14 protein-coding genes are annotated in these 15785 nt (G+C 28.7%); 8 read left to right on the top strand and 6 right to left on the bottom strand.

The window, feature by feature from the left end:
* Nucleotides 1-3 precede the first annotated feature (3 nt).
* Nucleotides 4-1584 (top strand): amidohydrolase, encoded by a 1581-nt coding sequence (locus Q0K19_RS11080; protein ID WP_297247910.1) that lies wholly within the window; start codon nt 4-6, stop codon nt 1582-1584.
* 99 nt (nt 1585-1683) lie between these two features.
* Here the strand turns inward: Q0K19_RS11080 and Q0K19_RS11085 are convergent, their stop codons facing one another.
* From Q0K19_RS11085 to frr, 6 genes are all read right to left on the bottom strand, one after another.
* Nucleotides 1684-2517 (bottom strand): carbohydrate ABC transporter permease, encoded by an 834-nt coding sequence (locus Q0K19_RS11085; RefSeq protein ID WP_297247912.1) that lies wholly within the window; start codon nt 2515-2517, stop codon nt 1684-1686.
* Nucleotides 2514-3371 (bottom strand): carbohydrate ABC transporter permease, encoded by an 858-nt coding sequence (locus tag Q0K19_RS11090; protein WP_297247914.1) that lies wholly within the window; start codon nt 3369-3371, stop codon nt 2514-2516. Before Q0K19_RS11090 ends, Q0K19_RS11085 begins: the two co-directional genes overlap by 4 nt.
* A gap of 212 nt (nt 3372-3583) precedes the next feature.
* Nucleotides 3584-4900 (bottom strand): extracellular solute-binding protein, encoded by a 1317-nt coding sequence (locus tag Q0K19_RS11095; protein WP_297247916.1) that lies wholly within the window; start codon nt 4898-4900, stop codon nt 3584-3586.
* 268 nt (nt 4901-5168) lie between these two features.
* Complete coding sequence (locus Q0K19_RS11100; protein ID WP_297247918.1) at nt 5169-6074, bottom strand: phosphatidate cytidylyltransferase; 906 nt, start codon at nt 6072-6074, stop codon at nt 5169-5171.
* Between the two features lie 5 nt (nt 6075-6079).
* Nucleotides 6080-6802 (bottom strand): isoprenyl transferase, encoded by a 723-nt coding sequence (locus Q0K19_RS11105; RefSeq protein WP_297247920.1) that lies wholly within the window; start codon nt 6800-6802, stop codon nt 6080-6082.
* A complete protein-coding gene (frr, locus tag Q0K19_RS11110) occupies nt 6799-7347 on the bottom strand; it encodes a ribosome recycling factor (protein ID WP_048594088.1) in 549 nt (182 codons plus the stop codon). The genes Q0K19_RS11105 and frr overlap by 4 nt, the downstream gene beginning before the upstream one ends.
* A gap of 469 nt (nt 7348-7816) precedes the next feature.
* On the opposite strand from frr, the gene Q0K19_RS11115 reads away from it, so the two are divergent.
* The 7 genes from Q0K19_RS11115 to Q0K19_RS11145 form a co-directional block, all read left to right on the top strand.
* Nucleotides 7817-8254 carry a DUF523 domain-containing protein gene (locus tag Q0K19_RS11115; protein WP_297247923.1) on the top strand — a complete coding sequence of 146 codons (438 nt, stop codon included), beginning with the start codon at nt 7817-7819 and terminating at the stop codon, nt 8252-8254.
* Between the two features lie 38 nt (nt 8255-8292).
* Nucleotides 8293-9270: a type I phosphomannose isomerase catalytic subunit gene (locus Q0K19_RS11120; protein ID WP_297247925.1), complete on the top strand. Its 978-nt coding sequence runs from the start codon at nt 8293-8295 to the stop codon at nt 9268-9270.
* A gap of 1 nt (nt 9271) precedes the next feature.
* Entirely contained in the window at nt 9272-10051 is a 780-nt protein-coding gene (locus tag Q0K19_RS11125; RefSeq protein ID WP_297247927.1) for an ABC transporter ATP-binding protein, read from the top strand.
* 50 nt (nt 10052-10101) lie between these two features.
* Nucleotides 10102-10884, top strand: coding sequence for an MlaD family protein (locus Q0K19_RS11130; protein ID WP_297247929.1), 783 nt, complete (start codon nt 10102-10104; stop codon nt 10882-10884).
* 27 nt (nt 10885-10911) lie between these two features.
* The gene (locus Q0K19_RS11135; RefSeq protein WP_297247931.1) at nt 10912-11805 is read left to right on the top strand and encodes an inositol monophosphatase family protein; all 894 of its coding nucleotides are present in this window, start codon (nt 10912-10914) and stop codon (nt 11803-11805) included.
* A gap of 47 nt (nt 11806-11852) precedes the next feature.
* Nucleotides 11853-13265, top strand: coding sequence for a F0F1 ATP synthase subunit beta (gene atpD, locus Q0K19_RS11140; RefSeq protein WP_297247933.1), 1413 nt, complete (start codon nt 11853-11855; stop codon nt 13263-13265).
* 73 nt (nt 13266-13338) lie between these two features.
* Nucleotides 13339-15785: methyl-accepting chemotaxis protein (locus Q0K19_RS11145; RefSeq protein WP_297247935.1), on the top strand; the 2447-nt coding region annotated here is incomplete at its 3' end.

Raw genomic sequence — 15785 nt, forward strand, 5'->3', positions numbered from 1 at the left:
TAAATGAGGATTTTTAAGAATGCTAAAATTTATTCTATGGACAAAAATGATAATATTTATGAATCTGTAGCGGTTGAAAATGGAAGAATAGCTTTTGCTGGAACTAATGAAGAAGTAGCAAAAAAATTTCCAAATGCTGAAGATATAATAGATTTAGAAGGAAAAACGGTTGTTCCCGGATTTAATGACAGCTGTGTTAATTTTGTTGAATATGCCCGTTTTAATACAATGCTTGATTTAAGTAAATGTATGTCCATAAAAGAAGTATTAGATTTAGCACAAAATGCCCAAAAATATGAAGGCTGGGTTATAGGCTGGGGCTGGAATCAGGATTATTTTGAAGAAAAAAGAATGCTTACAAAAAATGATTTGGATAATATATCAAATGAATATCCTGTTGCCTTTAGAAGATGCTGCGGAGAGATGATAGTTGCAAACAGTAAAGCTCTTGAAATATGCGGAATTACAGAAAATATGAAATCTGATAGTATAGATTTTGAAAACGGACTTATAAGTTCTAAAGATATGATATTGATATTGTCTAAAATTAAATCATTAGAAATAGATACTCTTAAATCAATAATATTAGATACTCAGGAAGAATTCTTCAAAATGGGTATAACTTCTGTTCAGACAGATGATTTAAGAAGTTTGCCTGATTTCGATTATAGAAAAATTATAGATGCTTATCAAAAATTAAATAGAGAGAAAAAATTAAAAATAAGAGTATGCGAACAGGCACAGTTTATCAATAAGAAAGATATAGATGATTTCAGAGATTATTACTATTATCAATATATTAATGATGAGAGATTTAAAGTAGCTCGTATAAAACTTGTTATAGATGGCGGTATAGGTTCAAGAACAGCATTATTAAGAGAAGATTATAATGATGCTCAAGGTTTCAAAGGAGTTTCTCAATATAGTCAGGAAGCTCTTGATGAATTAGTTTCTTATGCTAATAGTTTGGATTATTCTTTAGCTATACAGGCTACAGGAGACGGTGCTATAGATATGGCATTAAATTCTATAGAGAAAATCAAAAATACAAAGGATTTCAAATATAGAAGAAACGGATTAGTATATGCCCAAATAACAGATAAAAAATTATTTGAAAGAATGAAGGAATTAAATGTAGGTATATATTATCAGCCTGTATTCCTTCACTATGATATGCATATAGTTGAAGATAGGGTAGGTAAAGAAAAGGCTTCTACTTGTTATGCTTATAAAACAGCTAAAGATATGGGTGTTCATATTGGATTCGGTTCTTCAGGTCCTGTTGATGGTATTAGTGTAATGGAAGGTATACATTGTGCTGTTAATAGAGAGGATTTAAATGGCTGGCCTGAAAATGGTTGGATGCCTCAGGAAAAACTTACAGTTAAAGAAGCAGTTTATTTGTATACTATGGGAAGTGCTTATATGTCTTCTGAAGATAATATTAAAGGAAGTATTGAAGAAGATAAATTGGCTGACTTTGTAGTTTTAGATAGAGATATATTTGAAGTTGATCCTAAAGAAATAAAAGATATTAAAGTATTAAAAACTATAGTTGACGGAGATATAGTTTATAGTGCTTGATATTTATTAATATAACTAGTCAAACTAATAAATAAAAAGGATTTAACAATTAAATGTTAAATCCTTTTTATTATATGTTTTATTTTTATATATTATTTTTTATTCTTTTACAGAACCGCCTGTTAATCCGGATATGAAGTATTTTTGTAAAGTTAAAAATACAGCCATTATAGGAACTACAGCGAATATAGCTCCAACCATAATCTGTCCGTAATCTATTCTTGTATCAGATTTTAATTGTGATAATGCTACAGGTAAAGTAAATTTTTCAGGACTATTTAATATTATTAAAGGCCAAGTAAAGTTAGTCCATTCAGCAACAAACATATATATTCCTAAAGCAGTTAAAGCCGGAATCATTAAAGGCATAACTATTTTTGAGAATATAGTCCATTCATTAGCACCGTCTATTCTAGCAGCTTCTATTAATGTATCAGGTACACTATGGAAATTCTGCCTCATCAAGAATATTCCGAAAGCTCCTGCTATATCAGGAAGTATTATTGCCAAATGAGTATTTTGTATATTTAAAGTTGTCATCATTCTGTATAATGGCACTAATTTAGCATGTGCAGGAAGCATCATGGTAAGCATTATAATAACAAACACTATATTCTTACCTTTAAAATTAAATTTAGATATAGCATAGGCTGCCATAGAACATACCAATAAATTAATAATAGTATATATTATAGCTATTTTTAATGAATTGAATAAAGCATGCCATATTGGAATTCTTTCCTGAAGATTTTTCAAATTTTCAAGAAATTTGCTTCCAAAAGTTATAGGAGGCGGAAATAAAAATATATCTCCTGATTCTCTAGTTGCCGCTATAAACATAAATATTAAAGGATATATACAAGCTATCATAGCTATTGTGAGAACTATATATAATATTATTCTTGTTATTTTTTGCTGTTTATTTTTATTCATTTGTTATTTCCCCCAAATTTCATTTGCAATCTTGAAAGGACTCCTACTATCACAAGTATTGCTACAGATATTGTGGCAGCATAAGTTAAGTTGAGAGATTGGAATGCCTGTCTGTATATATATAATCCTAAAGTTATTGTAGAATTATTAGGTCCTCCGTTTGTTAATAGGTATGCCTCTGTAAATAAATTTAAAGTTCCTATTGTAGATAATATAGTTGAAAATAATATAACAGGCTTAAGCATTGGTATAGTTATATAGAAAAATTGCTGAAATGCATTAGCTCCGTCTATTCTTGAAGCTTCATAATAATCTTCAGGTATAGTTTGAAGTCCTGCCAATATTATTACCATATTATATCCAGTCCATCTCCATGTTATGATGAGCATTATTACTATTCTTGCAGGCCAAGTTTGTGTAAGCCACATTATAGGGCCTATATTGAATATAGAAAATAAAAAGTTAACAACACCTCTTTCCTGAAACAATAATACAAATATTAAACTATAAGCTACCGATTCTACTATAAAAGGTACGAAGAATGCTGTTCTATACATGCTTTTTAATTTTGTAATTCCTCTATGCAGTATTATAGCTAGAAGTATAGATAATATGGTCATTATTGGTACTTGTATTATTAAATAGATTAGTGAGTTTTTTAGAGATATAAAAAAGTACTGATCTGTGAAGAGTCTTTTATAATTTTCTATACCGGCAAATGTAAGAACTCCTCTATTTTGTTTCATAAAACTTAATACTATTGTTTCAAATAGCGGATATATACTAAATACAGCTATGAAAAATAAAGCTGGTGCTAGAAATATCCAAGGTGTAATATTTTTTTTTATTGTCATAATATATCCTAATAAAAATAATATACTCTTAATTAAAAACTTATTTTCTTTGATATTCTTCTTATATGATTACTTATGATTTTATATTATTGATGATACCTACAATAGTAAATCTTATACATTGTATGGTAATTTATATGTAAAAAAATCAATATAAAAAATGAGGTGCCTAATGATAATATCATAAGACACCTTCAAAAAAATAAGTTTATTTATTTGGCTATTGCTCTTCCAGTAGCACTGCTTATTTGATTTGCAGCATCATTCAATGTAGAAGCAATATCTTTATTATTATTCAAAACATCTTCATAAGCACTTACAACTGTATTTCTAACTTCAGCAAAATCATCAGAATTGTATATAACATTAGGTATTTGTTTTGTTACATCAGCTAATATTTTATTGAAATTATCTCCGAAATAGTCATCAGCTTTTAAGAATCTAGGATCATCATAAGCAGGTAAATATGATGGGAATAAGCTAAATTTTTCATACATCATAAGCTGATTATCTACATTCATTAAACTTTCTTTTACGAATTCTAAAGCAGCAGCTTGTTTAATAGGATCAGTAGCAGTTATAGATAATCCAGCACCGCCAGATGAAGAAGCTCTAGCAGCATCTTGATTAAGAGCAGGTATAGGCATAATTCCCCATTTACCTTTCATTTCAGGCATTTGATCTTTTATAGTACCGCCCCACCAGCCGCCTATTATATAAGAAGCAACTTCTCCGTTTTTATTAGCTACTATAGAACCGTCCCAGTTAACAACATTTTTAGCAACGCCTTCATCTATAAGTCTTTTTATCATTTGAAGAGTTTCTATCGCTTTTTGAGATGCAACTGTTATTTCACCTTTATCATTTAAATAATATGATTTATTAGCTATTAATAATGCTCTGTACAAATTTTCATCCTGAGTGAAAGGAAGACCTGTCATATATACATTAGGAAATTTTGCCTGAAGTTTTTTTCCAGCAGCAATATAATCATCGAAAGTTACTATAGTATTAGGATCAATTCCTGCTTCTTTAAATAAATCAACTCTGTAGAACATAACAACAGGACCTGAATCCCAAGGTATAGAAACTAATTTTCCAGTGCTGTCATAACTAGATGCTATTTTAGAAGGATCTACAACACCATCAATAGTTATATAATCTTTCATATCTAAAAAGTATTGAGGATAAGTTTCAGCATAAGTTTGTATATAATCGCTTTCTATTTGTATAACATCAGGCACCCCATTTCCAGAAGATAGTATTACTCCATATCTTTCGTATACATTCTGAGCCAACCCAAATTCCTGAACATTTACTTTTATTTTTGGATATTTGGCATTAAATGCTTTTGCTGTTTCCATTAATGCTTTAGCAGCAACATTCCAAGCCCATACAGTGATTTCTGTTTCTGTATTTTCATCTATAGCCGGCAATTTTGCAGCTGTTGTTGATGTTTGTTTATTGTTATTACATGACATTATAGTAATAGAAATAATGATGAATAACATAAATAACTTTTTTATCATAGGATACCCCTTATTATATATATTTTTTATAAAATGGTATACATTTTTTACATAAAACTCAAACAAATAAATTTCCATATTAATGCAGTAATTTATTTGTTTATTATTTTATTTATACATAAAGTTTTAAATTATGAGATTTATAATATATTAGATATACTAATTTGATTAAAATTATTATAATTTTTATAGTCATACTTCATCAATAATACTATATCTTGAAAAAATAGATGATAATTGAAATGATTAAAAAACAATGTAAAATATTTTACTGAATTAATAAAAATACATAATATGATATTGGGGCAGTAAGTATTACACTATCAAAGATATCGAATACTCCTCCATGACCTGGGAATAATTTACTTGAATCTTTTGTGTCATACATTCTTTTTATTAAACTTTCTCCCATATCCCCTAAAAATCCTGTTAATGTAAATATTACAGTTAATAACATTAATTGCGGAAAAGAGAAATTAGGTATATTTTTTCCTAATAAGCAGGAAAGATATCCATTTGAATATAGGAAATAGTATAGTATTGAAAGAGGTATTGTGAATATAAACATACCTACTAAACCTTCATAGCTTTTATTAGGCGAAGCACTATTTGATAATTTATGCTTACCGAATTTTCTTCCTATAATATATCCTCCAGTATCACTAAACCAAGCACATAACATTATAAATACTATGTAATATTTTCCGCTTGGCATAAAACGCATAAGAGATATATGCCATACTCCTAAACCAACATATATAAAGCAGAAAACAGCAGTTAATATGGCTCTTCCTTTTTCTTCAAATGTTGATACATGAACTTTAAACATATTAATAATAAATAGTATGGCTATCAAAGCAAAAACCATTACCAATGATAGATCCATAGATGGATGTTTAGTTTCTACTATTTTATAAAGATTGGAGAAATCGCCTTTAAATACATTTATATCGCATATAGTTATGATATATCCTAATACCATAGCTATCATAGTTGCTACAACTGTTCTCAAATTCTTTTGTCTATGTACCTTGGCCATATAAAATATCTCTGAGGCACTTAGAATAGATATAGCCAATATTGCTATATGAAATAAAAATATAACTTTATCATAAAACATTACTATGAGAAATAATGGTAATGTTACAGCTACAGATATAAGCCTTTTCTTCATAATTTTTATAGACCTCCATATCTTCTATTTCTGTTTGAGTATTCTTCTATAGCTTTTTTGAAATTTTTTTTAGAAAAATCCGGCCATAATATATCTGTAAAATATAATTCACTATATGAAGCCTGATACATTAAGAAATTACTTAATCTATATTCGCCTGATGTTCTTATTAAAAAATCAGGGTCTGGTATGTCTTTGGTATATAAATAATTTTGAATAAAATTTTCATCAATACTTTCTATATCTATTTTGCTGTTTATTGCATCATAGCATATATTTTTTAAAGCATTTTTCAATTCATCTCTAAAACCATAATTCAAAGCTAAAATAACAGTAAGTATTGGATTTTTGCATTTTTCAAGAGTTTCTTTTTCTGTTTCTTCTATTGTTTCTATAGTATCTTTTGGAAATGCAGAAATATCGCCTATATGTTTAACTAAAATATTGTTTGAAATAAGCCTTTTAATTTCTTTTTTATAGAATTCTTTTAAAAGTTTAAATAATGCTTTTTTCTCTTCTTCAGGTCTTTTCCAATTTTCTGTTGAAAATGCATATAAAGTTAAATATTTTATATTAAGTTCACAGCAGGCTTCTACTATGTTAATCACATTTTCGCTTCCAGCTCTATGCCCAAGACTTCTGCTCTTATTATGAGATTTAGCCCATCTTCCATTGCCATCCATGATTATAGCTACATGTTCAGGTATATTCGGCTCATCAGTAATCATATAGTATCTAATTCTTTTTCTTTTGTAGTGATCATTTCATCTATTTTTTTGATGTATGAATCTGTATCATTTTGTATTTTTTTCTCTTGGGATTTTGATTCATCTTCAGTGATAGTTTTATCTTTTAACTCTTTTTTTATTTTATCATTTTCATCTCTTCTTATATTTCTTACGGCAATTTTTGCTTCTTCGCCTCTATGTCTAACACCTTTTTTTAATTCTTCTCTTCTTTCTTTAGTAAGTTCTGGTACTACTATTCTTATGTTTCCGCCGTCATTGAAAGGATTGAAACCTAAATCAGCTTTTAATATAGCTTTTTCTATGTCGCTAACTAAACCTTTATCGAATGGCTGTATCATGATAGTTCTTGAATCTGGTGTAGAAACGTTGCCTACTTGTTTTAATGGCATGCTACTTCCATAAGCCTCTACTTTTACTCCGTCCAATATAGAAGCATTAGCTCTTCCTGTTCTTATACCTTTTAAATCATTTTGTAAACTTGAAACTGCTTTTTCCATTCTATCTTTATATGATTCTTTTGACATAGATAAAAACCTCTTTAATTTAAAATAATTTATTGAGTAGATTATAATTTAATATAATACTATTGTCAAGTTAATTCTTTATTTATAAATTCTTACACTACTTGTTCATTTTTATAATTGATATAATTTATAAAGATGTAAAATATATAAACTCAATATTATTAATTTTTATATATAATGACTGTATATGAAAAGTATATTAGATATCTATGAAGAATATGAAGAATTTGAAAATAAAATGAATTTGTTTGATAAATTAAAGAATTGTATATTACTATATCTAGTAAAAAATGTTTACTTAATTATAATGATAAAAAAGCAATAGAAGTTTTTGTTAAATTAAAAGATTTATATGCTAATGAAGCATTAATGCAATTTATTTTTAAAATAAATAAATAATTTTTTATCTTCTATACAAATAAAATTATTTTTAGTATATAATATTAGGATAAACTATGAGAGAGAATTTATGAATGTGTTGGTCAGTGCCTGTTTATTAGGATTGAAATGCAGATATGACGGCAATGATAATAAATCTAATGAACTTCTAAAAGTTATATCTATAGGTTATAACTTAATTCCAGTATGCCCCGAACAGCTCGGAGGTCTTTCTACTCCTAGAAAACCTGCTGAAATTATTGAAGGCAGAGTTATAAATATTGATAATGAAGATGTAACAAAAAATTTTTTTAATGGAGCTAATGAAGTATTAAAACTTGCAAAACTTTATAAAACAGAATTAGCGGTATTAAAAGAGAGAAGTCCTTCCTGCGGTTTTGGTAAAATATATGATGGAACTTTTAGTAAAATGGTTATAAATGGTAATGGTGTATGTGCTGATTTGCTTTATAATAATGGAGTAAAAATTATAGGGGAGAGCGAGATAAAAGAATATTTTGGATTATAGTATATTGAATTATTTATTTTATCTTATATAATTATACTATGTATTTATTGGAATTTAATGAAATAGCAAAAGAAGTCATTTGGGGCGGAAATTCTTTGGTTTCAGTATATTCGAAACCTTTTGATAAAAATAAAACTATAGGCGAAAGCTGGGAAATTTGCGATTTGCCTAATGATAATAATATAGTATCTAATGGGGAGCTTAAAGGAAAAACCTTGTCTTATTTGGTGAAAGAATATGGTTCTGAACTTTTAGGAACAAAGTGCAAAGATGATTATTTTCCTTTGCTTATAAAACTTATAGATGCAAAAGATAAATTATCAATACAAGTTCACCCAGATGAAGAATATGCTAATAAAAGACATAACAAACATGGTAAAAATGAAATGTGGTATGTTATGGAAACTTATGGCGATGCAAAACTTCTCATTGGTCTTAAAGAAAATATTTCAAAAGAAGATTTAAAAAATGCTTTGAATAATAGTAAAAATATAGAAAATATGTTCAATTATTTTGATATAAAGAAGGGAGATGCTTTCTATATACCTAGCGGATGCATACATGCTATACTTGGTAATGCCGTTATAGCAGAGATACAGACTCCTAGTGATGTAACTTATAGGCTTTATGATTGGAATAGATTGGATAAGAATGGTAAATCTAGAGAACTTCATATAGAAGATTCATTTAATGTTATAAAAGATATTAATGCTTTCAATTTAAAATCTGATAAAAAGAATAGTTTTAAAGATGAAAAACTAGAAATTAATACAGTGTTTTCCAATGATTTTTTTAAGACAGAGGAATATATTATAAATGGAACTTATTCTTCAAAGACTAATGGAGAAAGTTTTGAAATAATTATGGTTTTAGATGGAAAAGGTTATATAGAATCAAATATTGCTGACAACGTTATTAAACTTAATGCTGGGAAAACAGTGTTAATTCCAGCTAGTTTGGGCAATTATTTTATTAAAACAGATGATATAATAAAAATATTGAGGGTAACTTTATAATATGAGCGATATTATAGAATTAAAAGATGTGTATAAGAGTTTTGGTGCTCAAAGGGTACTTAATGGGGTTAATCTTAAAGTTAACAAAGGAGAAACTCTATCAGTTATAGGAAATTCAGGATGCGGTAAAAGCGTACTCATAAAACATTTGATGGGATTGCTTCAGCCTGACAGCGGTACTATATTAGTAGACGGACAGGATATTAACAAAATTTCTGATAATGAACTTACAGAAGTGAGAAAAAAGTTTGCCATGGTATTCCAAGGAGCAGCTTTATTTGACTCATTAAATGTATATGAGAATGTAAGTTTCGGCCTTAGAAGAATAAAGAAAGATATCCCTGAAGAAAGAATAAAGGCAAAAGTTGCAGAAGTTCTTGAAATGGTAGGAATGCCTAATATAGAACATAAAATGCCTTCAGAACTTTCTGGAGGTATGAAAAAACGTGTCGGATTGGCTAGAGCTATAGCAATGGACCCAGAAATACTGCTTTATGATGAACCTACAACTGGTTTGGATCCGGTTATGTCTAGGGTTATAGATGATTTAATAGTAAAAATGCAGTCTATTCTTAATGTTACTAGTATAGTTATTACACATGATATGACTAGCGTATTTAGAATGTCCGATAGAGTTGTAATGCTTTATAAAGGTCAGATTATTGAAGGAGGAGACCCAGATCATTTAGCAGAAACAGAAAATCCTCATTTGAAATTCTTCTTTATGAGCAGTATAGCTAAAAAAGGCGAGGATATAGAGAGTATTAGACCAAAAGATTAATATATTTCATATATAAAAAATAAAATATAATTTTAGGATAAGGAAAAATCATGAAGAATAAAGTTAAATTAGGTATATTTTTTATTGCTACATTTGTTATATTTGTAGGGGCTATAATATTATTGGGTAAGATAAAACTCAAGGGTGATGGATACAGGATATATGTAGACTATGTATTCATAGGAGACTTACAAGAAAATGGTAAGGTTTCATATAGAGGAGGCGGAATTCAAATAGGTTTTATTGAAAAAATAGCCATAAATCCTGATGGTACTATTAGAGTAACTTTATTTATTACTGATAAAAATGTTATAATTCCAGTAGGTACTAAATTCTCTATACAAACTGTAGGATTGGGACTTGGAGAAAAGTATATAATGGTATCACCTCCTGCCATAAATACTACAGGTATGACAAGTATGGCTCCTAATACAATAGTGAAAGGGGTTGAACCATTCAGTATAGAAACGACATTAGGTTCTATAGGCGATATAGGTAAAGATTTAAATTTCCAGGAATTATCAGCAGTAGTAAGTAATCTTTCCCAAACTATCAATTTGATATCAGGTGTTATAATTAGTAATGAATCTAACATAAATAATTCTATATCAAATGCAAGTGCAACTTTAGGGTATATTAATAATATTGCTAGAGATTTATCTTATGTTATAAATGATGTAGAAAAAGGACAAGGTACAATAGGTGCTATAATGAAAGATCCTCAAGTACATACTAATTTTAATGAAATAGTTAATAATTTAAGGATATTTAGTGAAAAAATAAAGGATAATCCTTCTCTTTTGCTTTTCAGAGAACCAGAAGTCAAAAAATAATTTTAATATTCATTATTGGAGGGTAATATGTTAAATGATATTATAAGTATGTTTACAAATGGTTTGTTAAGCAAAAATAAAAAATCGAATTTTTCTGAAAATGATGCCATATTGGATGAAATAAAAGATTTACCGAAATCTAAATTAAATAAATGCTTAAAAGATGCTGAACGTATAGCAATTAAGGCGGGTAAATATTCTTTAAAATATTTCGGATGTCCAAAAAAAGTATCAAAAAAAGGAAAAACTGATTTATTTACAGAGGTTGATTTAAAAAATGAAAAGAAGATAAAAGAATATTTATTAAAATGCTATCCTAAATTTGGATTTTATGGAGAAGAATCTAAAGATAATACTAGTAAAAAATTTACTTGGATAGTTGATCCTATAGATGGTACTAGCAATTTTATACATGGTTATCCTTTTTACTGTGTATCTATAGGGCTTGCTTATAAGGGTATACCTATATTAGGGGTTGTATATGCTCCTTTAACAGATACGGTTTATAAGGCACATATAAAGTCAAAAGCCTATAAAAATGATAAGGTTATAAAAGTAAGCAGCAGTAATAAACTTATAGAGTCCCTTGTAATAACAGGATTTTATTATAATGCTAGTGTAGATGATGATTTTCTTCATGATAGAATGGTTGATTTTGCTAATATGGTAAAAAGTACTTTAGCTTTAAGACGAGATGGTTCAGCAGCACTTGATATATGTATGGTAGCAGAAGGTGCGGCTGACGGATTTTTTGAGTATGGGCTTTCTCCTTGGGATATTTGTGCCGGAAGTATTATCTTAAAGCAGGCTGGAGGTATGGTAACTGGTATAAATATGGAAGAATATGATATTTTCTCCAAAGAGCAGTATATAGCAAGCAATAAAAAAATTCACAAAGAAATGGTTAAAGTACTTGAATAAGTTTTCAATAGGTAATAAAATATATAAAAAAAATTAAGGAATGTTTTATGGTAGAAGGAAAAAGAGGAAAAGTTATTCAGGTTGTAGGTTCTACCTTAGATGCTGAGTTTGAAGAGGGACATCTTCCAGCTATATTGAATGCACTTTATATAGATAAAGAAATAGAAGGCATTCAAAGACATATTATTTGTGAAGTACAGCAGCATTTAGGCGGAGGCAGAGTAAGAGCTATAGCTTTAGAATCTACAGATGGTATATCAAGAGGAGATGATATATTTGATACTGGTAATCATATAATGGTACCAGTTGGAACGGAAACTATAGGCAGAATATTTAATGTATTAGGTCAGACTGTAGATAAAGGTGAGCCTATAGTAGCTAAAGAATATAGATCAATACATGCAGCACCTCCTAAATTTGAGACATTAGAGCCTAAACTTGAAATATTTGAAACCGGTATTAAAGTTATAGACTTGTTAGCTCCTTATATTAAAGGCGGTAAAACAGGACTTTTCGGAGGAGCAGGAGTAGGTAAAACAGTTCTTATAATGGAGCTTATACATAATATAGCAAGCGAGCATGGAGGTTATTCTGTGTTTGCTGGTGTAGGTGAGAGAACTAGAGAAGGTAATGACTTATGGTCAGAGATGAAAGAGTCTGGCGTTATCAATAAGACTTGTCTTGTTTATGGTCAGATGAATGAGCCTCCTGGAGCAAGATTAAGAGTAGCTTTATCTGCTTTAACTATGGCTGAATATTTTAGAGACTCTGCAGGTTTAGATGTATTGTTGTTCATAGATAATATATTTAGATTCACACAGGCTGGAAGTGAGGTATCAGCATTACTTGGACGTATGCCTTCAGCAGTTGGTTATCAGCCTACATTAGCTACAGAAATGGGAGCTTTACAGGAAAGAATAACATCCACTAAAAATGGATCTATTACATCAATACAGGCCGTTTATGTACCAGCAGATGACCTTACAGACCCAGCACCTGCTACAGCATTTACTCACCTTGATGCTACTACTGTATTATCAAGAGAAGTTAGTGAAAAAGGTATTTATCCTGCAGTAGATCCTTTAGCTTCAACAAGCAGAATATTAGATCCAAATATATTGGGTCAGGAACATTATGATGTTGCAAGAAAAGTACAGCATATACTACAAAGATATAAAGATTTACAGGATATTATCGCTATACTTGGTGCCGATGAGCTTTCAGAAGATGATAAATTAATAGTATCTAGAGCTAGGAAAATAGAGCAGTTCTTAAGTCAGCCTTTCTTTGTAGGGGAGCAGTTTACAGGACTTCAAGGCAGATATGTAAAATTAGAAGATACTATAAGAAGTTTTAAAGGTATTTGTAACGGCGATTATGATGATTTGCCGGATCAGGCATTTAGATTTGTTGGTTCTATAGAAGAAGCTGTTTCTAAAGCAAAAACTGTATCAAATTAATTTATGTTGCTAAATAAATAATAATATTTACCGACTATATTCTAATAGTATATAAAATTGTAGGTTGCAAAGTATGATATTTAAAATGGATGAGAATACACTGAAAAGAAGATTAAAATTTTATTTGCCTGCTTTATTTATTTTTGCAGGAGTTGTTTCAGTAGCTATTTTTTCTATCTTATTGAAAACAGTTTATCAATTATCAAGTTCTTTAATAAGTTATTTATATATATTTATTTTTGTATTAATTGCTGTTTTTTGTATAAGTATATACTTTGATTGTTTAAAATTAGAGAGAGGAAAATTTATTGCTATAGGAAAAATCTATGTTATAAAGGCAGGAGTGGCAGTAGTACTTGTAGCTATTTTTTCATACAGTCTTCATATATATCTTGGTAAAATATCTATATTTGAGATGCTCAATATACGTTTAATAATGGTTATATTTTTAATTAGTGTAGCCATGTCTATTGCTTCTACAAGTTTTAATATATTAGTAAAGCCATTATATAAAAAAACAGGAAGAAGAGAATATCATCTTCCTATAGCATATAATTTTCTTCCAATATCTATAGCAACTGTAATATTTATAGCTACTTTTGTTAATGGTATGCATTACAGATCTGAAATCATTTATGACAGACAATATGATATAATAACAAAGAAAGGTTATGCTAATGATTTTGCAAATAATATGGCAGATTCTCTAGGAAAATATGTTACAGTAGCTAATAATATATCTGCATACTTGAATATAATATATAGAAATATATATACTTTAGATACATATACTGATTTATTATCAAGTTATTTAAGTACAAGATATGCTAATGATAATAATATTTCATCTGTAGGTATATATTTTGGAGATTTGGAAAATGTTAATATTGCTGTTAACACTAATGAAATCAATAAATTATCAATAAATTGGAAATATGATATTAATGATTTAGCCAGTATTGAAACAAATGGAAGACCTAATATAGCAAATAATTATATTACTAGATTAGCTACAGAAACTAATTCACTTATAGATATCACTGCAAATGCTAATACTTTTTATATATATAGTCCTATTTTATTAAATAATAGACATGTAGGCTTTGTTAGTTTAGAGGTAAGAAGTTCTATATATTTAGATGTATTATCAGATGATACATTTAAGACTAATTTGAATATATTTTTAACAGATGATTCATATAGTATAAAGGCTTCCAATAATCCTTCCTTGATAGGAGATACTCAAAGAGATTTTGACAGCACTGCTATTGGTATAGAAATAAAAAATAATACTCATAATAATTATAGAAATAATATAGTTGATGTAAATGTTATTTCTTTTCAAGATACTAATATTGTGGCTATAAAATATGCTCTATTTAATAACTTATATATTATAAATATGTGGCAGCATAATAGTGCATATAAAAATCAATTGTTTAGAAATACTATAATAAAATCTTCTGTATCAATATATTTAGGTTTATTAGCATTTTTAGTAGTTATTTTAGCTTTGATACTTTCTTTGAGAAAAACTTTAGTATTTGCCAAAAATGTATCAGAGTCTTTGAGTGAAGGAGAAGGAGATTTAACAATCAGACTTCCAGTTATTAGTAATAATGAATCAGGCGAATTGGTACATTCTTTTAATAAGTTCTTAGATAAAGTAAAAAATATCATAGTGAGTGTAAAAAATAATGCTTATACTTTGACAGGTAATATTCAAAATATGAGAGCTTCTATCAGTTTAAGTATCAGCGATTTTAATACAATTTATAAAGAGTTTGAAACAGAATTAGTTAATTCTAATAAGATAGCCGAATCATCAGCAAATGCTGCTAGAGTAAGTTTTATGCAGCGTACTAGATTTACAGCAGTAAATGAAACAGTACAATTATTATTAGAAAATATTAATGATATTAATAATAAGATGAAACAGCAGTCAGAGGCTGTAACTAAGACTAGCAGTTCGGTACAGCAGATGATGGCAAACATAGTAACAGTAAGCCATGGAGCTACTAAGGCTAATGACTATGCTAAGATTTTATATACAGAAGCACAGGAAGGAAGTAATATAGGAGAATCAGTAGTAGGTTCTATACAAAGCATTAAAGAATATTCCAAACAGATAACTAACATTACACAAGTAATACATAATATAGCAGAACAAACAAACCTATTAGCAATGAATGCAGCAATAGAGGCAGCACATGCCGGTGAACATGGCAGAGGTTTCACAGTAGTAGCAGATAAGATAAGAAAATTAGCAGAGGATACAGGTGAGAACTCGAAAATTATTAATGAAATAATTGAGGAGACAACACAGGCAATAGACCATACAGTATCTTTAGCATTCAAGAGTTCTGAATCAATGGGAAAAATATTAGAAGGTTCTAATACTTTAGCAGATTTAATATCAACAATATCCGGAGCTAATGATGAATTAGATATAGGCAGACGTGAGATATTGATGAATATTAGCAACTTGAATAATATTACAGAAGATGTACAGGAACTTTC

This window comes from uncultured Brachyspira sp. (assembly GCF_944393015.1).
Lineage (GTDB): Bacteria > Spirochaetota > Brachyspiria > Brachyspirales > Brachyspiraceae > Brachyspira.